27 protein-coding genes and 1 riboswitch are annotated in these 26,327 nt (G+C 46.4%); of the genes, 6 read left to right on the top strand and 21 right to left on the bottom strand.

The genetic code is table 11. The annotated features are described in order from the left end of the window. Positions 1-22: 22 nt before the first annotated feature. The 3 genes from ACAN55_RS01805 to ACAN55_RS01795 are packed head-to-tail and all read right to left on the bottom strand — an operon-like array spanning position 23 to position 3,383. Positions 23-1,411, bottom strand: coding sequence for a sensor histidine kinase (locus tag ACAN55_RS01805; RefSeq protein WP_379127203.1), 1,389 nt, complete (start codon positions 1,409-1,411; stop codon positions 23-25). Next, positions 1,408-2,085: a response regulator transcription factor gene (locus tag ACAN55_RS01800; RefSeq protein ID WP_379127201.1), complete on the bottom strand. Its 678-nt coding sequence runs from the start codon at positions 2,083-2,085 to the stop codon at positions 1,408-1,410. The genes ACAN55_RS01805 and ACAN55_RS01800 overlap by 4 nt, the downstream gene beginning before the upstream one ends. Further along, positions 2,082-3,383 carry a voltage-gated chloride channel family protein gene (locus ACAN55_RS01795; RefSeq protein ID WP_379127199.1) on the bottom strand — a complete coding sequence of 434 codons (1,302 nt, stop codon included), beginning with the start codon at positions 3,381-3,383 and terminating at the stop codon, positions 2,082-2,084. The genes ACAN55_RS01800 and ACAN55_RS01795 overlap by 4 nt, the downstream gene beginning before the upstream one ends. Before the next feature lie 70 nt (positions 3,384-3,453). Further along, a riboswitch (Fluoride riboswitch) is annotated at positions 3,454-3,515 on the bottom strand. A gap of 96 nt (positions 3,516-3,611) precedes the next feature. Here ACAN55_RS01795 and ACAN55_RS01790 point away from each other — a divergent pair. After that, positions 3,612-4,532, top strand: coding sequence for an alpha/beta hydrolase (locus tag ACAN55_RS01790; RefSeq protein ID WP_379127197.1), 921 nt, complete (start codon positions 3,612-3,614; stop codon positions 4,530-4,532). Here the strand turns inward: ACAN55_RS01790 and ACAN55_RS01785 are convergent. The 6 genes from ACAN55_RS01785 to ACAN55_RS01760 all read right to left on the bottom strand — a co-directional run bounded on the left by ACAN55_RS01785 (position 4,529) and on the right by ACAN55_RS01760 (position 10,280). Then, a complete protein-coding gene (locus tag ACAN55_RS01785; RefSeq protein WP_379127194.1) occupies positions 4,529-5,356 on the bottom strand; it encodes an NmrA family NAD(P)-binding protein in 828 nt (275 codons plus the stop codon). The genes ACAN55_RS01790 and ACAN55_RS01785 overlap by 4 nt on opposite strands. A 76-nt stretch (positions 5,357-5,432) precedes the next feature. Further along, a complete protein-coding gene (locus ACAN55_RS01780; RefSeq protein WP_379127191.1) occupies positions 5,433-5,885 on the bottom strand; it encodes a MarR family winged helix-turn-helix transcriptional regulator in 453 nt (150 codons plus the stop codon). A gap of 74 nt (positions 5,886-5,959) precedes the next feature. Then, entirely contained in the window at positions 5,960-7,153 is a 1,194-nt protein-coding gene (locus tag ACAN55_RS01775; protein WP_379127188.1) for a metallophosphoesterase, read from the bottom strand. A gap of 162 nt (positions 7,154-7,315) precedes the next feature. Next, positions 7,316-8,587 carry an MFS transporter gene (locus ACAN55_RS01770; protein ID WP_379127185.1) on the bottom strand — a complete coding sequence of 424 codons (1,272 nt, stop codon included), beginning with the start codon at positions 8,585-8,587 and terminating at the stop codon, positions 7,316-7,318. A gap of 187 nt (positions 8,588-8,774) precedes the next feature. Next, entirely contained in the window at positions 8,775-9,185 is a 411-nt protein-coding gene (locus tag ACAN55_RS01765; RefSeq protein ID WP_379127182.1) for a bacteriohemerythrin, read from the bottom strand. 231 nt (positions 9,186-9,416) lie between these two features. Continuing rightward, positions 9,417-10,280 carry a cation diffusion facilitator family transporter gene (locus tag ACAN55_RS01760; protein WP_379127179.1) on the bottom strand — a complete coding sequence of 288 codons (864 nt, stop codon included), beginning with the start codon at positions 10,278-10,280 and terminating at the stop codon, positions 9,417-9,419. Positions 10,281-10,472: 192 nt separating this feature from the next. On the opposite strand from ACAN55_RS01760, the gene nagZ reads away from it, so the two are divergent. From nagZ to ACAN55_RS01745, 3 genes are all read left to right on the top strand, one after another. Further along, positions 10,473-11,801: a beta-N-acetylhexosaminidase gene (gene nagZ, locus ACAN55_RS01755; RefSeq protein ID WP_379127176.1), complete on the top strand. Its 1,329-nt coding sequence runs from the start codon at positions 10,473-10,475 to the stop codon at positions 11,799-11,801. A gap of 82 nt (positions 11,802-11,883) precedes the next feature. Beyond that, on the top strand, positions 11,884-12,618 hold the full coding sequence (locus ACAN55_RS01750; protein WP_379127173.1) for an AzlC family ABC transporter permease: 735 nt from the start codon (positions 11,884-11,886) through the stop codon (positions 12,616-12,618). Then, a complete protein-coding gene (locus ACAN55_RS01745; RefSeq protein ID WP_379127171.1) occupies positions 12,609-12,938 on the top strand; it encodes an AzlD domain-containing protein in 330 nt (109 codons plus the stop codon). Before ACAN55_RS01750 ends, ACAN55_RS01745 begins: the two co-directional genes overlap by 10 nt. On the opposite strand, the gene ACAN55_RS01740 is transcribed toward ACAN55_RS01745, so the two are convergent. The 6 genes from ACAN55_RS01740 to ACAN55_RS01715 all read right to left on the bottom strand — a co-directional run bounded on the left by ACAN55_RS01740 (position 12,923) and on the right by ACAN55_RS01715 (position 19,275). Then, on the bottom strand, positions 12,923-13,864 hold the full coding sequence (locus tag ACAN55_RS01740; protein ID WP_379127168.1) for an alpha/beta hydrolase: 942 nt from the start codon (positions 13,862-13,864) through the stop codon (positions 12,923-12,925). The two genes, ACAN55_RS01745 and ACAN55_RS01740, sit on opposite strands and share 16 nt — an antisense overlap. 66 nt (positions 13,865-13,930) lie before the next feature. After that, entirely contained in the window at positions 13,931-14,338 is a 408-nt protein-coding gene (locus tag ACAN55_RS01735; RefSeq protein ID WP_379127165.1) for a MerR family transcriptional regulator, read from the bottom strand. Positions 14,339-14,402: 64 nt separating this feature from the next. After that, the gene (locus ACAN55_RS01730) at positions 14,403-15,491 is read right to left on the bottom strand and encodes a GerAB/ArcD/ProY family transporter (protein WP_379127163.1); all 1,089 of its coding nucleotides are present in this window, start codon (positions 15,489-15,491) and stop codon (positions 14,403-14,405) included. A 19-nt stretch (positions 15,492-15,510) separates the two neighbouring features. Continuing rightward, entirely contained in the window at positions 15,511-16,659 is a 1,149-nt protein-coding gene (locus ACAN55_RS01725; RefSeq protein WP_379127160.1) for a Ger(x)C family spore germination protein, read from the bottom strand. After that, a complete protein-coding gene (locus ACAN55_RS01720; RefSeq protein WP_379127157.1) occupies positions 16,656-18,098 on the bottom strand; it encodes a spore germination protein in 1,443 nt (480 codons plus the stop codon). Before ACAN55_RS01720 ends, ACAN55_RS01725 begins: the two co-directional genes overlap by 4 nt. 316 nt (positions 18,099-18,414) lie before the next feature. Next, positions 18,415-19,275, bottom strand: a complete 861-nt coding sequence (locus tag ACAN55_RS01715; RefSeq protein WP_379127154.1) for a DUF421 domain-containing protein — start codon at positions 19,273-19,275, stop codon at positions 18,415-18,417. Between the two features lie 170 nt (positions 19,276-19,445). Between ACAN55_RS01715 and ACAN55_RS01710 the strand changes: the two genes are divergently transcribed. Continuing rightward, positions 19,446-19,652 carry a DUF1657 domain-containing protein gene (locus tag ACAN55_RS01710; RefSeq protein WP_379127151.1) on the top strand — a complete coding sequence of 69 codons (207 nt, stop codon included), beginning with the start codon at positions 19,446-19,448 and terminating at the stop codon, positions 19,650-19,652. Positions 19,653-19,709: 57 nt separating this feature from the next. Here ACAN55_RS01710 and ACAN55_RS01705 read toward each other — a convergent pair whose 3' ends face one another. After that, positions 19,710-20,579 (bottom strand): LysR family transcriptional regulator, encoded by an 870-nt coding sequence (locus ACAN55_RS01705; RefSeq protein WP_379127148.1) that lies wholly within the window; start codon positions 20,577-20,579, stop codon positions 19,710-19,712. Between the two features lie 122 nt (positions 20,580-20,701). Between ACAN55_RS01705 and ACAN55_RS01700 the strand changes: the two genes are divergently transcribed. Then, positions 20,702-21,601 (top strand): DMT family transporter, encoded by a 900-nt coding sequence (locus ACAN55_RS01700; protein WP_379127145.1) that lies wholly within the window; start codon positions 20,702-20,704, stop codon positions 21,599-21,601. Here ACAN55_RS01700 and ACAN55_RS01695 read toward each other — a convergent pair. The 5 genes from ACAN55_RS01695 to ACAN55_RS01675 all read right to left on the bottom strand — a co-directional run bounded on the left by ACAN55_RS01695 (position 21,579) and on the right by ACAN55_RS01675 (position 26,265). Then, the gene (locus ACAN55_RS01695) at positions 21,579-22,496 is read right to left on the bottom strand and encodes an alpha/beta hydrolase fold domain-containing protein (protein ID WP_379127142.1); all 918 of its coding nucleotides are present in this window, start codon (positions 22,494-22,496) and stop codon (positions 21,579-21,581) included. The two genes, ACAN55_RS01700 and ACAN55_RS01695, sit on opposite strands and share 23 nt — an antisense overlap. A 2-nt stretch (positions 22,497-22,498) precedes the next feature. Further along, positions 22,499-23,062, bottom strand: coding sequence for a PadR family transcriptional regulator (locus ACAN55_RS01690; protein WP_379127139.1), 564 nt, complete (start codon positions 23,060-23,062; stop codon positions 22,499-22,501). Between the two features lie 150 nt (positions 23,063-23,212). Next, complete coding sequence (locus ACAN55_RS01685) at positions 23,213-24,709, bottom strand: DHA2 family efflux MFS transporter permease subunit (protein WP_379127135.1); 1,497 nt, start codon at positions 24,707-24,709, stop codon at positions 23,213-23,215. Between the two features lie 24 nt (positions 24,710-24,733). Next, a complete protein-coding gene (locus ACAN55_RS01680) occupies positions 24,734-25,393 on the bottom strand; it encodes a TetR/AcrR family transcriptional regulator (protein ID WP_379127133.1) in 660 nt (219 codons plus the stop codon). 128 nt (positions 25,394-25,521) lie between these two features. Then, complete coding sequence (locus ACAN55_RS01675; RefSeq protein WP_379127130.1) at positions 25,522-26,265, bottom strand: M15 family metallopeptidase; 744 nt, start codon at positions 26,263-26,265, stop codon at positions 25,522-25,524. Between the last annotated feature and the right edge of the window lie 62 nt (positions 26,266-26,327).

The raw sequence follows: 26,327 nt of genomic DNA, 5'->3' as shown, positions 1-26,327 counted from the left end.
TGAACGGAGTATGAATAATGAATTACAAACCCGGCAGAGTGACTGTAAAAGTTGTCCCTTTACCGAGTTCACTCTCCACTTCAAGCGTTCCCTCGTGTGCCGTGACTATTTTAAACGCAATAGACAAACCAAGGCCCGTGCTATGGGTATCCCTTGTCCGCGCCCGGTCTGCTCTGTAGAAGCGGTCAAAGATTCGCGGCAGATCCTCCGGTGAAATGCCTTCTCCAGTATCCGATACACGGATAATACAGTTCGCACCCTCCATATTCGCACTTACCGTGACCTCTCCGCCTTCAGCAGTGTATTTTACCGCATTGGACACCAGATTCATCCATACCTGATGCAGCAGATTCACATCTCCGCGCAGGCTAATCTCCGGCACATTGAGACGCAATGAAAGCTGCTTGCCTGCCAGCTTCCATTCCATAATCTGCGCTACCTGACGCAGCTGTGTGCGTAGATCAAAAGAAGTGATCTGGAGTAATTTACCCTCATGGTCCAGTGAAGACAACGTGAGTAGCTGCTTGCTCAGCAGGGATAAACGGCGGCTCTCCTCCTCAATAATCGAAAGATATTGATCTCTCTCTTCATCCGCCAGGCCGGGATTCTTTAATGAATGGGCGAACCCCTGGATTGAAGTAAGCGGAGATTCAATTTCATGAGAGACATTGGCGACAAATTCCGCTCTTGCCCGGTTAGTCTGCTCCAGCTCCCGGCTCATGATCATAAAATGCGAAGCCAGTTGGCCGATCTCGTCCTTCCTGCGTGTGTTCAGTTTAATATCATATCTGCCTTTGGAGATGCTCTTCGTTGCAGCGGTAAGCCGGGTAATCGGTTTAACCACATGCAGCACACTGACCATGACGAACCAAAGACTGAACAATAAGGACAACCCAAGAATCATCGCGAAAAAGATACGGAGCTCCCCAAACTGTACTTCAGCATCCGGACGCAGAAATAAGGCATAGGTCCGGTTATTCATAACTATGGATACTCCAATCGAGTTACGCAGTTCATTGTCAAAAAATCCGGTGACAAATAACTGGCGCGGGAACTCGGCAACGCCGTGATAAACCTCGCCTTGAAGTACATTGCGGATGACGTCTGAATCCAGATTCTTCTCCCGGAATGGTGTACCATAATACCGTTCATCCCCTTGCCCATCGGTGACATACAACTTGTACCCCAAAGCCGCTGAGCTGGACAGATAATCATCTGTCGTCTCCGGATAACTCTTACTGAATTCTTGAAGCTGCAATGCCATTCCGGTGAGCTTGGCATCATTTTGTGGTTTGACTTTAATCTGATAATAGAAGTTCGAACCCAGAAATGCGAACAATCCGCTAAATACAATAACTGAACAAAAGACAAAGCACATTCGTACGTATAGTGACTTCATAGGGTGCTTCATGGGGTGCTCAACTCCACCTTATAGCCAATCCCGCGGACCGTCCGGATGATAAAATTATCCTGATAATCGGCAAATCTTTGCCGGAGCCGTTTGATATGCACATCCACCGTCCGCTCATCCCCCTCATAATCCGCACCCCAGACCAGTTCAATCAGCTCGCTACGGGAGAACAGTCTTCCCGGATACTGCGCCAGCTGGGCTAAAAGCTCAAATTCCTTCACAGGCAGCAGCAGCATATTATCACCATCGGTAATCTCATAATTTTTACGGTCGATGATCAGCCGGTTCAGGCGTAGCTTATCACTAGATGCGACGGAATAACGGCGAAATAGCGCTTTAATCCGGTAGATCAGCTCCTCCGGTTCAAAAGGTTTGGTCACATAATCATCCGTACCGCGCATATATCCTTGTTCTTTATCACTAAGCTGCTGAAGAGCGGTTAGTAATATTATCGGAATGTCATACGTTTCACGGATATACTGACAGACCTCAAGTCCGTCCACATAAGGCATCATTATATCGACAACAGCTAAATCTACCGTATTTTCTTTCATTTTCTCCAAAGCCTCTCGTCCATTTCCGGCTTCAAGGATAAAGTAGCCCTCTCTTGTAAGCACATGCTTCAGCAGGGTGCGGATATGAACATCATCATCAGCGATCAGCAAGGTCTTCATTTCTGCTCACTCCCGTTTCTTTTGTTCCTCCCCAGCTTAAAGGCACCTAAGGTTGTCCCCTTTAGAACACGGATATCGTGAGTCTTAGAGATTCCGATTTGCTGAGAGGTATAAATGCCCGTATGGCCGGAGAACAGGTAACTGACTAGACAGGCGATGAACATATAGATTGCTCCACCCGATCCGAATAATTCGATGCCCATCAGAAAGCAGGCGATCGGTGTATTCGTCGCTCCGCAAAATACCGCAATAAAGCCTAAGGAAGCCAGAAACGGAGCATATAAATGCAGGAAGCCGGACAAAGAGTTGCCGAGTGTCGCCCCGATCGCGAACAGCGGAGTCACCTCACCGCCCTGGAAGCCAGCACCCAGCGTAAGTGAAGTGAAGATCAGTTTCCACAGAAAAGCAAAAGGAGATACGATGGTGCTGAACGAATCCTGGATCAAGGGAATGCCAAGTCCCAGGTAATCCCGGGTACCAAGCACCATAACCAGACCGATGACAACAACACCGCCGATGGCGCTCTTGATCACCGGGTTCTTAAACAGATAAGTGTATCCCTTCTTCAGGGCGTGCGTTAACTCACCAAACAGCATGCCTGTCCACCCAAAGAGAATAGAAGCCACGATAACTTTAAGCAGTACGATGGCAGAAAGGTCCGGTACAAGACCCGCATTATAGTGAATGTGGGACACTCCCCAGAACGAGGTTGTTACCAGATGACCCACGAAGCTGGCGACAAAAGCCGGCAGTAACGCTTCATGACTAATCAAGCCAATTGCCAGCACTTCGAGGCCGAAAACCGTTCCAGCTAGCGGGGTCCCAAAGATCGATCCAAAGCCGCCGCTTATACCGCAGATCAACAGAATTCTCCGGTCTGTCGGACTCACCTTGAGTAGCTTGCCGAAAGCTTCTGCCAGACTTCCACCCATCTGGACCGCAGTCCCTTCCCGGCCTGCCGAACCGCCAAACAGATGCGTCACAAGTGTGCCGAACAGAACAAGCGGCGCCATACGCAGAGGTATGGTCTCATTACCGTCATTGATCTGCTCCAGAATCAGATTGTTGCCTTTGGAGCTGTTCTTTCCGAATTTAAGGTATAAATAACTTACTAATGCTCCACCGGCAGGCAGCAGATACAGCAGCCAAGGATGATCCATCCGAACTCCAGTTACGTATTCCAGGCTGATCAGAAAGAACGCTGAAGCCGTTCCGGATAGGATACCTACCCCGCTTCCGAGCAGAATCCACTTGATAAAGGCTTTCGATAAAGATAAACCGCTTCTTAACATTTGCATATGTATTCAAATCTCCTCAGACGTATAATAACCTTCCCGTTAAAAAAACAGACTCCTACCAGCAGAATAATCGCTGGTAGGAGTCATCAGCCGTTACCGGCGGTTATGGCGAACTCCATCGCCATCTCAACTTCTTTTAATATAGCCGGATTTGTCTGTCCGGTCAATTAACCTTCCATAAAAAATAGGCATATGCTGAATGATCTGAGAATTGAGAGGAATTATATCATGCAGAATAATGAACAGGAATCCGGAGACCGCCATCAGGTCCGTACGTGGGCGTATACTCCAAGCCACCATTACTTTACCGCATCATCCATAAATCCATTCGGCCGAATGTACCCCGATCACTTATGGCTTGCACCATCCCCCTGGGCCTCTGAAATGGAGAACAGCCACCCCGATCAGCCACAGCCGCTTACATTTGTATTGGTTCATGGTTCGTGGGCAGACTGCACTTTCTGGAACGGCATCGCAGCCGAACTTCAGAACATGGGTCATATGGTATATGCCCCTGAGTATCCCGGGCATGGAACGGACCGCAATAAGAATGTAACTCATGCCATGATCTCAGGATCAGTCACTCACTTTATCCGTAACAATGATTTAAGGAATATTATCCTTGTAGGCCACAGCTTCGGGGGGACGGTAATTCAAAAAGTAGCCGAACTGATTCCCGAGCGGATCAAACGGCTTGTCTTTCTAAACGCCTTCGTGCTGAATGACGGTCAAAGCCTGGCGGATGAGCTGCCGCTCCCTACCAGAGAAGCCTTTCAGCAGCTAAGAAAAAGCTCAAAGGATGATACGGTTATGCTGCCTTTCCCCTTATTCCGGGAGAACTTCGCCAACCTGGGGAGTCTCGAGACCGTCAAATGTTTATACAATAGAATTTCTCCCGAGCCCGCCAAACCGTTGTTCGAGAAACTGAATCTCAAGAAGTACTTCACTTTGGACATTCCTAAGAGTTATGTGCATCTGACCGAGGATTCCGCGCTGCCGCATGGAAGTCAAGACTATGGATGGTTTCCACATATGGCTAACCGACTGGGAATGTACCGTTTTATCCAAGGGGCTGGTGACCATATGACCACTGTTAAGACCGAGCCGGGCCGTCTCGCAAGAATGCTGTATGCCGGAGCCAGGGATTAATTGTTGCCGGACTCGAGGAGAAAATGCCGGATGCTGGCTTTAAGTGGGGTAACCTGCCGTTTCATCAACATTTCAAGGTCTGAGGAAACGGCTGAAGTATTGATGCTGCCCAGGAATCCGTAAAGCCAGCTCTTCGCCTCTTCATCCTGCCTATGCCGAATGGATTGTCCTGTGAGCTCTGAGAGGACAGAGCATAATTCTTCAAAGTCCCAGGTTTGGGGTGCAGTAAGCTCATAAATTTTATCTATATGGCCTTCTGAAACCAGCACAGCCGCGGTTGCGGCAGCAAGATCTTCACGAATCACAGAGTTAAAAGCCCAATCCCCCGGATAGGTTACCAGTTCTCCACTTTCTACTGCTTTCGGAAGATTTAATGCTCCGACGAAATCCGTATATAAAGAGTTACGCAGAATGGTATAAGGGATACCCGAATTCCGGATAGCTTCTTCCGTTAGCAGATGAACATGTCCGGGTGGAATAGGTCCCTTCGCCGGGAATGCAAAGCTTGTATACAGCAAATGCTGAACTCCTGCCTCTATCGCTGTTGAGATCACTCTTTCATGCTGAGCGATTCTTGTGTCATTATCGGAGTGGGAGCTGGAGATTAACAGTAATTTAGTCACCCCTGCACAAGCAGACTCCAGCGTCTCCGGCAGATCATAATCTCCATAGCGTACTTCAATGCCCTGCGCAGCCAACGCATCAGCGGCTTCTCCAGGCTTGCGAACCAAAGCGACAATTCTCTGCGATGGAGCTAAAAGCTTTAACTCATGAATAACTAGCTTCCCAAGCTTCCCGCTTGCCCCTGTGATTAAGATCGACATAGAATTCAATCCTTTCCATTCATCATTATAGTTTAGCGCTTAACCATATTCCTAAAAAAATGCAGAAGCTGGGCACTCACCGTGCCGGTTTTATCAGCTTCTGCAATAAAGAAATCAACTGCTCCATATCAGCTTCGGAAAGTCCGCCCATATGCTCCGCAATGACCTGCCGGTTACCCGGAATATGGTCTATCAACAACTGACGCCCATGTCCGGTGATTGATATCACGCTCTTCCGTCCGTCTTCCCCGTCGGCGTTCCGGGAGATAAATCCGTCTTTCTCCAGAGGAGTAAGTAAAAGTGTAATATTGGCTTTGGTAACGCCTATAGTCCGGGCAAGCTCAGAAGGAAGCATTCTTCCTCCCGCCTTGGCAATTTCTACGAGAATTCGTATTCTGGCACCATTCAGTCCTTTAGCCTGCCAGTACTTCTCAGATACACCTACCAGTTCAGCCGTAGCTTCCACCAGACCGAAGAATGCCCTTGCGGTTAATGGTTGTTCCAGCAGGTATTGCTGCAAATTATCCATCACTCAGCCTCAATCTAACAATAATATAGTTAAGCTATTAACTAGTTTTAAAATAAACGATTAATAAGCTATTGTCAAACTAATACGGTTTTACTTGTAACCAACTCTTCGTTATACTTCTTGCTGCCCTCCAGCATAACTTCAAGCTTGATAATCTCCGAACGGCTGGCAAGGCGAATGGGTGGTCCCCATGTTCCGAACCCGGATGAAACAACGACATGAAGTTTATCTTTCAGTAAATATCCCCAATCCAGTTCAAACAGTCGTTTGGTGATCCAATGATTTGGAGCAATCTGTCCACGATGCGTATGACCCGACAAAAGAATGTCCACCCCAGCCTTTGCAGCAATGTCGAAGCCGGTAGGCTGATGGTCCATCATGATTACCGGACGGGAATGATCAAGATTCTCCAGTAGATCAGGTACGCTGATCCGGCCCGCCGCCTCCATGGACTCGGCTGTTTTGTCTTTTCTTCCAACAATGTAAACGCCTGCTGTCTGGACGACTTCATCCTGTAGGACTTGAATCCCAATGCTTTCCATAACCTCTGTATATTCCTGGATCGAACCGCCGTAATATTCATGATTGCCAAGTACGGCATATACACCATGTCTCGCCTTAAGCTGCTGCAGTGTTTTACTCATATCATTACGGATGAAGGGCTCGATGCTGTCGTCCAGCACATCACCAGCCAGCAAGATAATATCCGGATTCATTTCATTAATACGATTAACCATGCGTTGTAAATGACGGTTGCCCACGATATTCCCCAAATGCAGATCGGATGCCACGGCAACGGTGAGAGGTGTGCTTGTTCCTATTGATTTATCGATGGACAAGGTATGAGAACGAACCACTACGCTCCAGGCATTACGCGAACCCCAAAGGAAGAAAATAGCAAGCAGAATAAGCAGTGTTGCTCCGGCTTCAGTTACAAAGTGATCCATGGATGCCCCGGCAAGCCGCATACCCCAGTAGAGCAAATCTGTTAGTGGTAGGATAATCAAGGCAAATTCCATGAAAGCCAAATAATAAGAGCCAATTACCTTGAACAATCTTCCCACTGGTTTCAAAGGCTTCGGTAATGGAATTCGGCCAATCACGTAGGCAAAGGCAACGATCAAGAACACCGTCCAGAACCCGGCTGCAGGCATACCCGGCGACCATTCCAGTAACAGCTCCCATACATGAAACCCAATGTAATAATTGAATAAAAGCAGAACGGAAACCATCACGGTTCCCATAACCAGCATGCGTGATTTATTCATAGTCTCTCCTCTTTTCCATTTGCATCTCTATGCCTGTTGTTAGCATATTCTAAACTTATTATCTCCGGATAAAATCCAATATGCAAATCTATGAATTCATAGCAAAAATCGCCCACTAATGAGCTGGACGGTTCGTGTAAATCCTGCGTACTTAGGCTTAGATTAAGCATTTAAGGCACGGGAAGTTTTTACGGTTTTGACAATGCGGACAGCCATCAGCGATGCGAAGAAACAAAGGAAACCTGCCGTTACAAATGGGACGCTGTAGCTTCCCATCCATTCCCTCATTAACCCCATTCCATAGGCAGCGGTTGATGCACCAATCTGATGCGCGACAACAACCCAGCCGAACACCATACCTGCCTGCTCTTTGCCAAAGATATCAGAAGTTATTTTCACCGTAGGCGGAACTGTGGCAATCCAGTCCAATCCGTAAAATACAGTGAAAATCAGCATCATCGTATATCCGCCGCTCAGCGCATAAGGTAAGAAGATCAGCGAAAGACCACGCAGGCTGTAATACCAAAATAATAACCATCTGCTGTCAAACCGGTCGGATAACCAGCCGGACATGGTAGTGCCCACCATATCGAACATTCCCATTAACGCAAGAAAACCTGCTGCTGTAACGAGCGGAATATTGAAGTCCCCGCAGGCGGGAATCAGATGAGTTCCGATCAAACCGTTTGTAGAGAATCCGCAGAGAAAGAAGGTTCCTGCCAGCAGCCAGAAGGTACCGTTCTTCATTGCTCGGCCCAGAACCCGCAGCGGCTCCAGAAAGAGATTACCGGTAAAAGCTTTAGGTGGCATTACTTCACTCTCACCTAGGGCAGCAACTCCTTTATCAAATGGATGATTTCTCATCCAAATAGCCACAACCGGTATCAGGATCAGTAATACAAGAATTGTCGTGTAAATCGCATATTTCCAGCCGAAAACCACTGTGATCTTTGCAATCAGCGGCAGGAATAATAGTTGCCCTGTTGCTGCGCTGGCAGTAAGGAGCCCCACCACAAGTCCCTTCTGTTTCACGAACCAGCGGTTCGCTACAGTTACACCAAGCACGTTCGCCAGTGAACCTGAGCCCAGTCCCATCAGGACACCCCATAACACAAGGAAATGCCAGATTTGAGTCATAAATGGCGTCAATGCCAAGCTTGCGATTAACATGATCATGGAGATCAGCATGATTCTACGGATGCCGAAACGTGCCATTAGGGATGCCGAGAACGGCCCCATTAAACCATACAGGAATATTCTTATGGACATGGCGCCTGAAATGGATGCACGGCTCCAGCCGAACTCTTGTTCAAACTTAAGCATCAATACTCCGGGTATTGAACTGATACCTGCTGCCACCAAGAGCACCAGGAACACGATGGCAACTACGAACCATCCATAATATATTCTCCCTCTTTTCACTACCTGCTCCATCTTCCCACTCCTGTCTGTAATTCGAGAATGGACGTTCTCGAATCTAATATGAGTATCAATATAAAGTTTTTTGAACGATCGGTCAAGTATTATTTTATCTTGATTTTTAACATATTGACCAAACAAAAAGCTGCCCAGAGAACTCTAAGGCAGCTTAGGAATATTTATTTGAGAAGAATGCTGGCTCTTACGCGCTGGCATTCCGCTTAGCAATGCAATCGCCGATCAACTGGTCGCATTTATTAATGTGATTTAACAGCCAGTCCGTTAATGTACGGTTCAGCTTAATGGTAGAAAGAATGGATACGCCTTTGGTATTGATGGCTTCTTCCAGTTCCAGGACTGTCTTCACAAACTCGGCATGAGTCTCCTGATGCTCCTTGAGTTCGGGGAAGTCAATGTCCTTCATCAACTGCTCTTCACTGCCGAAATGCTCAATGGTGTACTCCTTCAGAAATTTAAGTGTTTCATCAATCTTTTCCTTGCCCTGCTGGTTGGTGCAGGCCTCAAAGAAGTCGTTCAGTCTAACTAAGAGCTGACGATGCTGACAATCGATTGTCTCTACTCCAATGTTGTACGAATCTTTCCACGAAATCATACGCTCACCATACTCTCATCCAAATTTTTCATATCTAATCGTTCACTTTATTTTCAGCTTTTGTATAAAAAATAACAGTTAATTACATCACACGACATTATTCTACTTCGCTCCTCTCGAGAGTTGACGGATATTTAATGCCTACAAGAAAAAAACTGTAGGAGTACGGAAGTGCCCTGGCACCACCATTCTCCTACAGCTAGGATTAACTAACCTCCACCATTCAATAAACTACAGAGGCTCAATATGAACATGAACATTGGAGACCTGATGCTGCTTCATCAGCTGCTCTTCAATTTCTTCAGTGATGTCGTGGCTTTGGACCACGTTGAGTGAAGGATCTACAAGTACTGTAGTATCAACAAGTACAATGTTGCCATGGATTCGGGCTTTAATATCTTTAATGGATTGTACACCATCGACTTCGGCAACCGTATTCTTCATCTCTTCAAGCTTATCAGCGTCAAAGCCGTCTGTGAGATCATGGGTAGCCTTGCGGAATATATCCCAAGCTGTTTTGCAAATCAGTAAGCCAACTACAGTTGCGGTCAGGGGATCAAGCCAAGGAATACCGAACTGGGAGCCCATAATTCCGATAAAAGCGCCTATGCTGACCATGGCATCTGAACGGTTATCCTGCGCTACGGCATGCATCGCACTACTATTAATCTGGCCGGCAAGCTTGCGGTTATACAGGTACACCAGATACATAATTATCGCACAGCCTGCAGCAGTCCAGGCGGCGTAGAGATCCGGCGCTACATGAGAAGGCTGTGCAAATTTATTAATACCTTGATATAAGACCTGAAATCCGACAATAATCATAATCAGGGAAGCCACAAGAGAGGCTACGGTCTCCGCTCTGAAATGTCCGTAGCCATGATTCGAATCAGGTGGCTTCCGGGAGATCTTTAAGCCGGCTAGCACTGCAATGGAAGCCACAATATCTGTGCTGTTATTTAGTCCATCCGCGAATAAAGCCTGGGATCCTGAAATGGTTCCTGCGGCCAGCTTGATTGCGGACAGGATGATATAAGCGATGATACTGAGCCAGGCGCCCCTCTCACCCTGTTTGATGGTTTTGTATGTTTCCAAAGCAGATCCTCCAAAGTTTAGTATCGTTCCATACTACACGTTAAGGCTCGGGTGGGTCTAGAGAAACAGTTTTGCCGGGGACCGGAAGTGTTCACTCGGCAAAAGAGAGTTGGTGCTTTATAATTGTTTTGCAGTATGCAACATTCTTTTCCCTAGCTCAACTTATCCATTTGAAAGGACGATGACATAGCAATGTTTAAACACCCTCTTCTCAGTTCCATATCCACGTTGATCCTTTGTACTTTCGTAGTTACAGGCTGTGTTGGCAGCAATACAGGCGAAGCAGGACAAGCATCTGCTGCTCCGGCTGAATCCAGTGCTCCCACTATCGTAACGTCAACACCGCGTACTACAGCCACTCCGGCTAAAGATTCATCTGTCAAACCGACAGCTACTGTTCCTCCTGCCACGGATTCAATTAAGGATTCAATTGCTGCTACAATTGCCGGAATGTCGCTGGAGGACAAGATAGGCCAGATGCTGCTGGTAGGCATTGAGGGAACAGCACTTGATGCCAACGCCAAAAGGATGATCACTGAAGATAAAGTCGGCGGTATTATTTTGTACGCCAATAATATCTCGGATCTGCCAGGTATGGTTAAGTTGATTAATCAATTAAAGAACAGCAATACTAATAATGCTGCTCCTCTGTTCATCAGCGTCGACCAGGAAGGCGGTAAAGTCAGTCGACTCCCCAAAGAATTTGTAGCAATCCCATCAAATAAAGCCGTCGGTGACACCGGAAAAGTCTCCTTGGCTCGAACCATGGGACAATTACTAGGTAAGGAGCTAAGATTATCCGGGTTCAATATGGATTTCGCCCCCGTCCTTGATGTGAATAGCAACCCTAAGAACCCAGTCATCGGTGACCGTTCTTTCGGAAGCGCGGCTTCTCTGGTCACGAAGATGGGGATTGCGGAAATGACAGGCCTTCGCAGCGCAGGAGTCATACCTGTGGTGAAGCACTTCCCCGGTCATGGAGATACGGGAGTCGACTCGCATCTAGAGCTCCCTGTTGTTAATAAAACGCCAGCGCAGCTGTCCAAGCTGGAATGGATTCCTTTTCAGGCGGCTGTCCGTGAACAGGCTGAAGCCGTCATGGTTGCCCATATTCTTTTCCCTAAGCTGGATCCGGATAAACCCGCTTCGTTGTCCAAACCTATCATCGGCGATCTTCTCCGCACTAAAATGGGCTTCAAAGGTGTGGTGATTACCGATGACCTAACTATGGGTGCGATTATGAAGCATTACAGCCTGAGTACTGCTGCAGTAGATACCATTAAGGCAGGAAGCGATATTCTGCTCATAGCTCACGGGTATGATAATGAACGGGCAGTCGTAGAGCAAATACAGCACAGCGTAGAGGATGGCACAATACCGGAATCGCGGATTGATGAGAGTGTCCTGAGGATTTTGACATTAAAGAATCAATATAAGTTATCGGATAAGCAGATCCAGGTTCCTGCATTGACATCTCTGAATCAGGAAATTCGCAGCTGGAGGAAGCAGATATTGAAATAACAACTGGTTAACAATTGGCTAATTGACAGGACTCCAATATGAATTTATAGTTTATATAATTTTGTATTAGGAGGCTTAGTGAATGAAGTTGGAGACTGCCCATCTTGACTCCTCCACAGCCCCGGTAAATGAAGACAGCTTCATTAAAGGAATCAGAGACTGCCTGCCCACACTGCTGGGGTATTTAAGCATAGGGTTCGCAGCCGGAGTTGTGGAGAAAACCGCGGGACTTTCGATTCCTGAGATCGCGATGATGTCGAGTATTCTATATGCCGGTTCCGCACAGTTTATCGCAGCGGGAATGATAGCTGCCGGAAGTACTGCGTCGAGTATTGTTGTAACGATACTGTTTGTTAACCTAAGACATTTACTATTGAGCGCTGCCATATCACCTTTCTTCCGGCATCTATCCCCGTTACGCAACATGCTGATCGGATCATTGCTGACCGATGAGACGTTTGGTGTAGCGATTAACGAGAGTGCGAGAAAACATAAGATTAGCGAACAATGGATGCATGGGCTCAATATTACTGCCTATTTAAATTGGATTGTGGCCAATCTGGCAGGAGCATTCCTAGGACAGTGGATACTGAATCCGGAGAAGCTAGGTCTGGACTTTGCACTTCCCGCAATGTTTATCGGCCTTCTGGTGCTCTCCATGCTCAGCCGCAAGAAAATAAGACTGGATGTGTGTATCGGGATTATTGCTGCAATTGTTGCGGTTCTGGTATCCATGATGGGATCACCGAGCTTTGGGGTCATAGCTGCGACCATCATTGCCTCGACGATTGGAATGGGGATTGAGAAATGGAAATAAGAATGGAGATCGTCCTAATTATTATGGGTGCAGCCCTGGTGACATTCATTCCAAGGGTACTGCCGTTAATGCTTCTCAGCCGGATTAATATCCCCGAATGGGGAATGCGGTGGCTGAGCTATGTACCGATATCCGTTATGGCCGCATTAATCGCTCAGGAATTATTTATTCGGGACGGCCAGTTGTCCTTAACTTCGAATGTTCCTGAACTTTTGGCCGCCCTCCCTACTTTCTTCGTTGCCATCAAGACTCGAAGCCTGCTCGGAACGGTTATTGCCGGGATTCTCTCCTTAATGGTTCTGCGTTATTTCTTTTCGTAAGTTATTTCAACCGGTAAGTTTAGTGAACTCCGTACAAACGCACCTATATTCGCGATAGCTTGCCGTGCTTCAGGAAGAAGTGCGGCCATGAGCTGAAACACACTCCACATGTTCTCCCACACTTCCAGTTTAACTTCCACACCTGCAGCATGTGCAGATTCTGTAAATCTCGTTGCGTCACTAAGCAGAACCTCTTGGTCTCCTGCTTGTATTAACATAGACGGCAATCCTCGCAACCCTAACCTCAGTGGCGATAAGAGCGCAGGAATCTCCGCTGCATAATCTCCCAGATAATCCTCTAGAATCTTTCGGTTCCCTGCTAAACTTCCTGAAGGGTCCAGATCCGCCCGGCTAACATAAGAGTCACCATCCAGATTCACTAAATCCGTATGCGGAGACAGCAAAAAAGCCCCTGCCGGCAGCTCCTCTCCTGCGTCCCGTAGGGTGATTAGTGTCATAAGTACTAGACTTGCCCCAATGGAATCACCACCGAGGACAAGATTAGAAGCAGAATATCCTAGTTGCCGCATCCAGCGATATGCGTTCAGACAGTCCTCGTTCGCAGCAGGATACGTATGCTCAGGAGCCAGCCGATAATCTACTGTTACTACAGTGATGCCGCTAGTCTGCGAGATTCTTGCCGCCAAGTCACGGTAAATGCTGGAGCTGCCTGTAGTAAATCCTCCACCATGAAAATAGAGAATCCCTTTCTCTGTACTGCCTTCCGTATTCTCGCCTACGTATACTTGTTCCCCACCGCAATGACCCATCCAAACCGATTCGAAATGAACTCCGGGAAGCTTCGGGAGACGGTCCACCGCTTCTTCCATAGTTTTACGGGTCTGCTCTACCGTTTGAACCTCTTTAGTGGCTGTCTGTTTCAAGAAGCTCTTGATTCTTTCAAGCTGCTCAAGGTCTGTCTTCATCTCCTAAATCCCTCCTACAGGTTTAATATGCTCAGTGTAAGCCCTGTAGTAAAGTACAACGTCAAGTTAATCATTCATATTCAAGACTTGCAGCACTTCTTGCACTCCAGGATGTCGATCTGCAGCTTGAAGGTTCCTTTTCAGATCAGCCAGCATGGCTTTGGTCTTCTCTTTTTTAGCGATTTCCAAATCGATGCTGATCACTTTTCGGTCAATCACTGCAATAAAATCATCAATACCAATATTCCCGTCACATGCTTTAATCAACGCCTTCTTAATTTCTTTCAGAGTGAATCCGCAGCGTTTGGCATTCTGTATAAATTCCATCCGCTGTAAAGCTTCTTCAGAGTAAAGGCGGTAACCGGAATCGGTCCTGCTTGGAGCCGGGAGCAGCCCATGCTTCTCATAATATCTTAGCGTTTCAATGTTCACTCCTGCTGCCCGGGCAATTTGCCCGCGTAAATATGGGGCCATCGTCTTCTCCTCCTCATGCAATCCTTTGGATTCCATCATAGCAGAAAGTGCTCCCGTTAACTTTTCAATTCCTCTTTAAGACCCGTTGACGAATGTAGGCGGACAAAGTGTAATACACAGGAATGCATCCAACTCCAATCCAGATCAGTACAATCGTAAATGAATAAGCATCCCGGGAGTAGATCGCCACGTTCCGCGAATATAGAAAAGCGATTGCGACCGCAGCTGTTGTGAGTACAGGCGAGAGGTACTTGCTTCCCCGGTTCTTCAGCACATAGGCCGCACATCGTGTTCCTATATGTATTAAAAATGCACTGTGAATAAACATAGAGGAAGACCACAATGCAATAAGTATCGGATCAATGTTGGACAGCAGATTATTATGTGAGGAGCTACGAACCAATTCCAGAAAGGGATATTTCAGATCCCCGCCCAAATAAGGACCGAAATTCAAGAGTGTCAGAATCCAACCGACCAGTACGATACCAAATATGGCTACAACCGCCAAGACTAATCTTTTGAAAATTTTGAAATCAATTTTAAGATCAGGAGCTACAAATAGGAAAACCACCCACTCAGCGAACCATGACAAGACAACAATGGAATCCTTAGCTGCAATCACGGGGTCATGGTAATGAATCAATGCCGGTAACATATCCATGTTAGCATTAGGTATAAATAAATAGAATATTAAAGCGAGTGATGCCAAAAAAATCATAAATATGCCGTCACACATATATATAATCGTGGGAAGACCTAATGAGGCCGAATATAAAATCACCAAACCAATCATGCACTGGATCAATAATGGTGGTGTCCCTCTTAAATAATTCGAGCCGAAAAAGAGCACGAAATTCTCGATATCGATAGACACATAATACACACACCAAGCCAATAGAATAACAACCAATCGGTGTATCCACTTGCCAACCATTTCCTTCCCGAACTCGAGCCACGCTTGTCCAGCTCTGAATGAACCCGTCCGGATGGTGAAGTACAGAATGATCAAGCTCAGTCCACAGCCTGCGATCAGTGCAATCCAACCCTGATAATTAGAGCTTTCCAAGATCACAGGGATCAGGAAAATAGAGGTCTGGGAGCTGAAGTAGATAATCGCGAACCGGAACAGCTGCCATTTTGTAGTATGCATCATCTCACTACCTTCCTAGCTCTTATTTTTCTGATCCGAAATCGACAAGATTGAAATCCGTCACAACGTCGATCTTAGCATGTTGAGTATAATAATCCGTCCAACGATCGCGGAGCTGATTCCAAATTCGCGGATGATTCCATTCCAGAAGTAATCCAAGATGTAAAATATCCGCCCCTGCCTTCTGAGTACTTTGAATGGCTTCCGATACCTCGGCATCTACTTTTTGTTGCAGAGCATTACGGATTAACCGGTTTAAAGTCACCTGATCTAAATTGTCCGGATTATCTAAATAGATGATGCTTGCTTTACCTTTAATTTTAACCGTGAAGACCGGCTTGTTGCCGGACAATCTGACCGATTTAGATGAGCCAGTCTTAACGAATATAGCACCGACTTTCAGGTGATTATCATTTAGCTTCAAAGAATAATTAGGCAGTCTGAGACCCCCTAATGCCCAGGCTAAAGCCTGTCCTTCTTGCGTCTTCACAATGGCTTTCATTTTATTCTTCTCAAACAACATGGCACCCTGTATCCCCGCCCAATATTCCTTCTGACTTTGTTCGTTCTGCTTGGTTTTAGTGCCATAAGAAAGATAAGTGAGTGCAAATCCTAAATCAGACTCATCCGCAATCAGACAATCCTGGACTGAAGTGTCCAGCATGTATTTCTCTGCGGCAAAGTCTTCCAGGACCTGCGAAGGTAACTGTTCAAAGATTGGGGTCAGCTTGGTCATTTCCTTAGCCGTCCCTGGACTCGCCAGTACGTAGGTTCCGAGCGGAAATCCAGGCTCTCTTTTAAACCATTCAAACAGATCGCCGATTCCACGCTTCGCATAATCCTTTCCCACTACAATGACTTTAATATGTGAAATACTGAGTCTTCGGGTCAAGTCTTTTTGAATTGCCCGTAACCCTTCTGTGATGCTAGGGGCAGTCTTCGTTACCGTAGAGTAAGCTTTCCCGTCACCACTTCCGCTGCCTGACATCTGACCCGACATCAAACGGTTAGGTAAGGGGGTGCTGATCGTTAGTGTAACCGTACCCGGCTCTTTGCCTGAATCCACAAATAACGCATAGATAAAAGTCATCTCATCCATCTCTACTTTAGACCCGCAACCCGTCAAATTTAGCAACATTACTAGTAACAATCCGATTTGAATGAATCTCATCGCGGTTTTTTCCTCCTCACACTTGTTTTTGAGAAGGCAGAGCTACGTTTGTTCATATTTTGAGTAGGCACTCGAATAAACGTATCTTTCCAATCCTTGAACACAAGCGGTGCGAGCGGCTGTAAATATGGCGTGCCGAATGATCGGAGATGTGCCAGATGGCCATATAACATAAACAATGCACAAATAATGCCCACCAGCCCGAAATTTCCGGCAATGATCAGTAGCACGAAGCGCAGCAGTCTGAAGGTCAAGCCTAATTCCATATGTGGAATGATGTAAGAGGCAATTCCGGTAATGGATACGACGATAACCATGGGTGCGGACACGATACCCGCCTGTACAGCAGCTTGTCCGATAACGATCCCGCCAATTACAGACACAGTTTGTCCTACAGGCTTGGGGATACGCGTCCCAGCTTCACGTAACGCCTCGAAAGTGAGCTCCATAAGCAGCGCCTCAGTTAATGCGGAGAAAGGGATGTTCTCACGGGCGGATGCAATAGTAATCAGCAGCTGGGACGGAATGATCTGTTGATGAAATGTGGTGATTGCCACATAAAGCGCTGGCATAAGCATGGATATCATGGAGAAACAGATCCTTACCATACGTATCCAGCTGCTCCCGTAGAAACTTTGATAATAATCTTCCGAGGACTGTAACAATGTGAAGAACGTAACTGGTGTAAGCATTGCAGTTGGTGTACCATCCTGGAGTATTCCGACTCTCCCTTCCAGCAGGGATGCTGCCACAGAATCCGGACGTTCAGTATATTGAAAGATTGGAAAGGGACTGTAGAGATGGTCATTTAGATATTCGGCCAGATAGCTGATCCCCAGAATCCCGTCAATCGAGATCCCCTGAAGCTTACGCTCGATTTCGTCAATAATTCCAGGCTTGGGCAGCCCTTCGATATATACGACATACACATCGGTTTTGGTGTATTTGCCAATGCTGAAATGCTTGGTCTTAAGGTCTGGATGTTTGATCTTGTGGCGCAGCAAGGAAAGATTCGTTTCTATATCCTCGATAAAGGCTTCCTGCGGCCCGATAACTACAAGTTCATTCTGAGATTCCGATACGGCTCTTTTCTCATATCGTGTGATTTTAAAATAATAGGTAAAAGGTTGATCCTCCATACACAGCACAGCATTGCCTGCTACCACCAGATTCGCCACTTGCCCTAAATCCATCACTTTATCATATGGAATTGAGAATGCGGTACCTCCATCGACCTGTTTCATAAAACCAGGCCAATCATTCTCCGAATTAGCTTCTTCTTTGATCGGGAGCGCAATAGAATCATCGAGTTTTACGATATCCACAATTGAAGGAATATAGATAAGAACACAAGACCGGCCATGAACCCTGAAAGTTTGATAGACTGCGTCTTCACAGTTCTCAAGCTGCATATGTATATTGTCCAGAATTTGATCCACCCGTTCTCACCTCCAGTTTCTGGCTGAAGCATTAGATTTATTATGCCAAGATCTGACCATGCTATTCCCTTTAGTGAAGGATACGGTGTCAGAGGGAACCGACTTTATTAATTCAGCTTAATATTTTGCCATCTCAGATGAGGTCGTAACTAAGGTGAATGTTTGGAATTCAGGCTGCTGTATATTTAGGAAATAAAAAGAGACTGCCTCATAAGCCATGAATGGCTACTTGGGACGGCCCCTTTAGCTATTTAATTCAACCCGCCATTGCAACCCCTCGATCTACATCTCCGTTCCGGTATACCGTAGATTTCTGTTAGTTCTGGATATATGGCTTTAATTGCGTAAGAAGCGCCTGCAGCTTCTGTGAACACTGCTCATACATTTGCTTGGCCTCTTTATTGTCCGTGGACAGGCTGAACTGTTCCAAATCGGCTTCACATTTCTTCAGAAGTGCGTACAATTGCGGTTTATCCTGCGGCTGCGGAACCTTGACACCATCTGCATACAAATCGACTGTAAGCTCACCATAAGAATCGACTTGACCCAGAAAAACATTCTCCGTGGTCAGTCCCTGCTTCTCCAGTTCTCCCTGCAACCAGGAGCGGGTTAAACCAAGGGTGTCGAGCGGTTCATCCAGAATCTTGCCATCCATTATGACGGCTAAAGTCTCCTTCTCTGATGCTACTTTGACTCCGAGATCCTTTGCTGTAAGCGGCTGATTCTCCTTTTTCAACAGAACGTTAATGGCTCCATCTGATTCCATAATCGCGAACTCGACTTCTGCGACTTTGAAGACATCTTTTTTACGAAGCTCTTCCAGGAGCTCATCGGTTGACAGTCGTTCTTTTTTTAAATTATCTTCGAGAATTTTGCCGTCTTTAATCAATACAGTAGACTTGAAGTCAATGAAATCCCTGGCCTTTTTGCTTTTGATCTGCAGGAATTCAATTCCGAACGATACAGCCACCCACACTACAAGCGCGATCACTCCGAGATGCCACTGCTTATCTGTATCCAGTGATATATATGCAGTCAAGCTGCCGATAGTGATCCCGGTAATATATTCAAAGAACGAAAGCTGTGATACCTGCCTTTTCCCCAATAGTTTGGTTAAAAAAAATAGTACAACGATTGAGAATAGCGTTCTTATTATGACTTCCACTGAATCTGACACGCTTAATACCTCCTTGTCTATGTAAGACCTAGCATCGTAAACTAATTATTTGCCAAAAAAGAAGAAATAACTCCGATGAGTTCTGGAAGGTATTACCTGTTTGCCGTTGTTCTCTTTAGTTAACAATAATGCTGCAATTCTCTGAATTTGCTATGCGGGGAGGGAAGAACGTGACCGTAGCATCTCAAGTCAAAACCTGCCTGTCTTCGCTGAAAAGCGCTCAAGCGAGCCTTGAACAATTCGCAATGGAGACTCAGAATACTGACGCTAAAAATTTGTTTACGAGTGCAGCTGAGCAGACCCAGCAAATCGTACAACAGGTTGAAGGCCGTATACAGCAGATTGAACAGGAAGAACCGCAGTATAAAGGCTTTTAACTAAAAGGGTATTTGAACAAAAAACCAGCGTATCTCCGGTTAGCAGAGATACGCTGGTTATTCGTGTATCCATAATTGGACATCCTGGACAAAACGTTTCGTTGCCGGAGAAGCATATTTCATAGAATGTACTGCAATCCCAAGCGAACGAAAGCTGCGTTCCTCCAGCTCCAGAGCAACCACATTACGATTTTGCCCCTGGATAACCAGTTCCGGTAAAATGCTGATGCCCAGCCCTTTCTCCACCATTGCGATAATGGCATAATCATCACCGGCTGTGAATTTTACCTTAGGTTTAATCCCAGCCCTGTCCAGTACCCTTCTGACGTCATAATCAGATCCTTCTTTCGGGATGATGAAATCCTCGTCGGCAATCTGGGCGAAAGTTAGATAAGGTTCTTGGCTAAGCGGATGATCCTCCGAGACAATCCCCAGCATCCGATCCTTTTTAAGTGGGAATACTTCAAAGTTATCCCGGGTTGGATAGGAAATAAAACCGCAATCGATAACCCCCGCTTCAATCCATTGCTCAATTTCCAGATAATCGCCTTCCATAAGCCTGAACTGGATATGCGGGTATTGACTGCGGAATTGTTTAATCATCCCGGGAAGCCAATGTACAGAGACGCTAGTGAAGGTTCCGATCGTAATCGTCCCTACTTCCAGACCGTGAATATTGCCCACCTCTTGTTTCAATAACTCATTCCATTTCAGAATCTCCCGGATCGGAGGAAGTACCTGCTCACCATTCACAGTCAGCTTAATTCCCGAACGGTTACGAGTTAACAAGGGGAAGCCGAACTGGCTTTCCAAACTACTCAAGGTGTGGCTGACAGCCGATTGCGTAAATCCAAGGACATCTGCAGCTTTGGTCAGACTACCGAGCTCCACAACCTTCAGAAACACTTCATACTTGTTAATGCTCAAAGATACATCACCCCGTTTAATTGCATGAGAATAATTCATGTAACATATGATAAATATTCAGTTAACTTATGTATAATTCCATATTATACTATGCAGAGCTGAAATAAAGAAGGATGATGATCATGAAACCGCTCAAGGCTGAGCTGCTGCTGCTTATGGTAACGATGTTCTGGGGTTCCTCTTATATGTTCATGAAGATGGGCCTGGACACGCTTGGAGAATTCAATCTGATTGCCCTCCGGTTCGGACTTGCTTTCGTGCTCGCCGGACTGCTTTTTCATAAACGTCTGATGCTTATTGATGTAAGGACCCTTAAATATGGCGCCCTGCTGGGTTTCCTGCTTCTTGGTGTATTCACCTGCATCACTTTTGGGCTAAAGACAACCACTACCTCGAACGCCGGATTCCTGGTTGCCTTGACGGTCATATTTGTACCTCTGCTTGAAGTGCTCGTATTTAAGAAAAAAGTCTCCCCGCCTCAAGCCTTTGGCGCTGTTCTCGCGATTGCCGGCATCGGAATGCTTACCTTAAATCATTCTTTGCAAATCCGGCCGGGGGATTTCCTCTGCATCCTGTCTGCGGTTTTTTACGCGGTACAGATACTGGTTACTGGCAGAGCGGTTAAACATTGTGATTCCCTGAATATCGGTATTCTTCAATTAGGCTTCGCCGGAGGGTATGCGCTCATCCTGTCATTCCTATTCGAATCCCCTGCACTTCCTTCGTCGCTTCCGTCTTGGATAGCGATCCTGGCTCTCGGAATACTCTGCAGCGCCTGTGGTTTTATCCTGCAGCCCGTCGCCCAGAAATACACCACCGCAACCCGTACCGGACTCATCTTCTCGCTGGAACCGGTGTTCGCCGCATTCTTTGGTTACTGGTTCGCAGGTGAACAGTTATCCATGCAAGGGTATGCAGGTGCTTCCTTGGTTTTGTTGGGCATTGTAGCCTCTGAATTGCTTGGGAGAATGTCATTATCCCCACTTCCAGTTACCTTATTTAAGAAACGCCGGACTGAATAATTCTCCAGATCTCTTCTCTGGCTTTATGTGATTCAGGAAAAAAGAACAGCGGCCATACATGCAACATTCTGGAGTATTCATAATAGTTCAACTCGATTCCCTGCTTCATCAGAAGCTCCCTGAACTTTCGGACATCCGGGTACACAATGTCATGGGTGCCGATAAATATACTGATATTTCCTAATCCATCAGAGTCCCCATTGATAGGGCTGATTAAGTGGTGCTGGATACCTTTTTCCCCCGCATACCACTCGGCGATTTCACGGACTGCCGGAACAGCGACAATGGGATCTTTTGCCTCGACGGCTTTGATCTCTGGATTGCTGAATGTCATATCCATTACAGGTGAGATCAGAATGATTTGTCCGGGTTGAGGAATATTCTTTAATTTCAGCAGTTGTGCCAATGCTAAGCTCATTCCACCCCCTGCAGAATCCCCCATAATCACGATATCTTCGTAAGGTGTCTTCGCTGCGACAATTTGATATAGAGGGACTAACATTCCGAAAGCATCGGCATGTCCATACTTCGGAGCGAGCGGATACATCGGAACTGTGACTGTACACCCGACCTTCTCCACCATATCCGCGATGAAATCCCAATGTAGTGATGATATCTTGAGGACATACCCTCCGCCATGCAGATAAAGGATATGTTTGGATGATGTTGTCGTTTGGCTTTTACCAGAGATCACGTAATATGAATGCCCCTCGATTTCCCATTTGGAAATATTGAACTGTTGCGACAGCTTCGCCGGAGGCTCATAGCTTTCAGTGGCCTGCTTATGATCAATAACTTTACGAAGCTCCTTCCCTGTCTTCTTCCACATTTCATTGATTCTCAGGATACGAAAGCCTAATGTTGCAGCTCTGCTAATTAAACTTACCTTCTCCATCATCATACTCCCCCTGCTTTCATTCCACTGACAGCTTCCCGCAGCCGCTTAGCCCATGCTAAATCCAGTTTCTTCGACTCCAGTCTAACCTGCAGAAGATCCGCTGTGGTGGCATGGAATAGTACTCCCGGTTGACCAGACTCAGGTACCGGATCCTCCAGAAACCGGACAATCTGCTTCTGCAGCTTCGCAATCGCCTTCTCAGCGTATGCAATATAATGTTCAATTAAGAAGAGCTGGTCATCAGTGGCTAGAAACTCCAAGTGCTGCGATTTAATATGAAAAAGCTTCTGATACGTATTGGACCCGGATTTAGTATCGAGCATCAGCTCATAAAACCGGTCTCTACCCTTACTTGTGATCTGCAGTGCACGGGAAGGACGGTCACCCGTAAACGGTACTTCGGAAGGTTCAGCCTCCGTTATCAAGCCTTCCTTCTCTAATCTGGCCAGTAGTGTAGATAGTGTTCCACGGCTGATGGTTTCCCATGGGCTGATAATCTTCGCGATTAAATAAGCATGCAGCGGGAAATGCATTAACAGAGACAAAACCAATAATTCATACATATGACTACTCCTATTAATAGTTTTATTAAAACTATATATTGGTTATCGTGCCGCGTCAATGTACAATCTGCACTGCATCCACGCAAACAGCAAAAAACCTCCACAGCTAAAGCTGCAGAGGTTTCTTCAGGACTTCCGTACCATTTAATATTAATGGCCCATCATCATAGCAGGGTCGGCTTTTTGGCCGTCCTCACTAGTGTTAAGCTTCACAATTTTCGGTTTACGCAGGATAAGGCTTAGAGCAACCCCCAATAGGGCAACGAAAGCTGACAGGAAGAATACATCATTAAATCCAAGAACAGCTGCACTCAACGGATTGCTTCCTTGAGTCATCTCTCCCATATGAGTAGAAATCCGGCTCGTCAGGTATCCGGTCATCCCGGCAACTGCAAAGGATACAACCACCTGCTGAGCAGCCGTTGTAAGTGGTGTTACGCGTCCAACCCACTCACGCGGAGCCGAATTAAGCACATGTGTGTTCACAGGCATCATGGTAAAGCCCATGCCAAGCCCCATCATACCCAGACACATCATTACGTACGGTAAGCTTGTATCTACCGTTACACCGGACAATAAGAACAGTCCTGTCGAGATCACGGAAAGACCGGCAAAAGCTAGTGGACGGGCACCAATCTTGTCAAACAGTCTTCCGCCCAGTGGCATCCCGATACCGGAACCCAAGGCTTGCGGCAACAGGATCAGACCAGTTTCAAGCGGTGTATATTGGCGGATCTGCTGCAGATACAGCGGTACGAACAGCATGGAGCCGAATAATGCAGCTTGGGTAACCCAAGATAGGATGATACCACGGCTGAAGTCTGAAGATTTGAAGACACGCAGCTCAAGCAGCGGATGCTTATGAACCAGCTCAACCATGATAAACAATAGAAGTGCAACGCCACCAACGGCAAGTCCGGTAATGGCACCAGTTGTAGACCAGCCTTCACTACCGCCTTGATTCACCCCGAAGGCCAGCATTGAGAAAGCAATTGGAGCAAGAATAATCCCCAGCACGTCCAAAGGCGCTTTCCCTTTCTTCTCTGTAACAGGCAAGTATTTAACTCCAAGGATTACACCCAGAATTCCGATAGGCAGGTTGATCAGGAAGATCCAGTGCCAGCTCACATACTCAACCAGCCAGCCGGATAGAATCGGGCCAAGTGCCGGAGCAAGCAGCATGGGAATCCCAAGCATCCCCATAATCGAGCCTCTGCGTTCCGGAGGTGCCAGTCTGAAGACCATCGCCATCCCGATCGGAGCAACCATACCCCCGCCAAGACCTTGAATAACACGGAAGATAATCAACTGAGTCGACGTTTGCGAAATGGAGCACAGCATCGAACCCAATACGAACATGCTAACCGTTGTTACAAAAACCTGCTTCGCACCGAAGCGGTCCGTCATGTACCCGGCAAGAGGAATTACTGCTGCCAAAGCCAGGGTGTATCCGGTAATGGTCCACTGAACCGTTTTAAGATCTGTGCCGAAATATTTCTGCAATTCAGGTACAGCTACATTCACCACGGTACTGTCCAGGATAACCATAATCATGCCAACAATAATCGCCAGAAGCGGCGGCAATATGGCTTTTAGTGAGAAGGGCTGCTCTACGGCTGCCTGATTCCCTTTAGTTGTGTTTGTCATTCTCTTCTCCACTCATTTCTCTATTTATTCATTAAAATATCTTGCGAATAATCCGTCGATTTGCTCTTCAATCGATGGCTGTTGAAATACCGGCAGCATATCTTCTTTCCAGCATGAGAACATGATAATTGGAAACACCAAAGCTCCATACAGCTGCATCATCATCGTCATCAGCTTCTGACGATCCTGTTCACCGGTAATTTCTCCAATCGCATTCTGTATCTTCTCCAGCTTCATCATCTTGCTGTATCTTGCATACTCCACCTCTGAACCCATAACTTGTGGAGTCTGATCCAGCATTTTCCGGGCTAACCCGGGATACTTCGCTAGGCTACCAATATAAAGGAGGAAAAATTGCTTTAACCGTTCTTTGGGCGGCAAATTCTCATCATCCAGCACTTTAAAGGCTACATCAAAGGTGGAGATTAGGTGCCTCACGGCATCGCCGAGTAACTTCTCTTTGGAACCATAATAATAATTGACCAGCGCGAGGTTGGTATTCGCCTTGGCGGCAATATTGCGCAGGGTTGCACACTGGAAACCGTCTTCCCGGATCAGTTCCACAGTCGCATGCAGTATCGTCTGTTTGGTATCCTTGTCTGAAGTATCGTGTTGATTGGTTTCGTTATTCATCTCCTGCGTGTCTATCCCCCTTTCAAACAATATAAACAACGTTTTAAACAATGATTAATTCGAATTTAAACTTACTCTCTTCCGCCCGACATGTCAATAGCCTAAAAAAAGACTATGCTTATCCTTCCAGTGAAGGTCCATAGTCTCTTTGATCATATTATCTATATAAGGGCAACCGTCTATTCCACATTAAAGTTAAAATACTGGTTTGGAAACGGCTCCTTGTTCAACGTGAAGTGCCACCATTCCTTGCTGTAAGGCTTGAATCCCTGCTTCACCATAACGTCATGAAGAATCTTACGGTTCGCTTTCTGTGTCTTCGTAATCAGTGTCGTATCATAATAGGAGATATTGCCAAAGAAATCATACGGGCTGCCCATATCCACATTCACACCCGTCTTCAGGTTCACTATCGTTAAATCCACGGTACTGCCCCGGGAATGACCGGACTTCTTCGCAATGAAGCCTAGATCGAATAAATTGGCCTTATTCAGCTTGGGGTAATATTGCTGCTTCATCTTGATATCCGCCGGATCCTGCGACCATTGGACGAAATGATTAACTGCCTTTTGCGGCCGGTAAGCATCGTAAATTTTGAGCGCATAACCTTTGCGGGCCAGATCATCATTGACCACCTTAAGGGCCTTTGCGGCTTGTTTAGTCATGATCGCCAGAGGGGCTCTATAGCCATCCACACGTGTGCCAACGAAATTATTATTACTATAATAACGAATTTCGAAGACGGCTGTCGGGATTACCTCATCGAGATAGACAAAACCATCTGGGAAAGGATATTTCTTGGCCGGCTGAATGTCCGTGTCGGCGTATGCGGCCGTCTGATTATCCGTAATGGGTGTGAGTGTGAGCATTACACACATGATAATTAACCAGATTAACAAATGTTTGCGAGTCAAAAACCTCATCGTTCGCTCCCCTTTTGTGTACATTGAAGTTCCCTAATTCTATCAGAGACAAAGACTGTAAT

The sequence above is a fragment of the Paenibacillus oryziterrae genome (assembly GCF_042610485.1).
Lineage (GTDB): Bacteria > Bacillota > Bacilli > Paenibacillales > Paenibacillaceae > Paenibacillus_AQ.
This window is presented reverse-complemented; position numbering and strand designations above follow the sequence as displayed.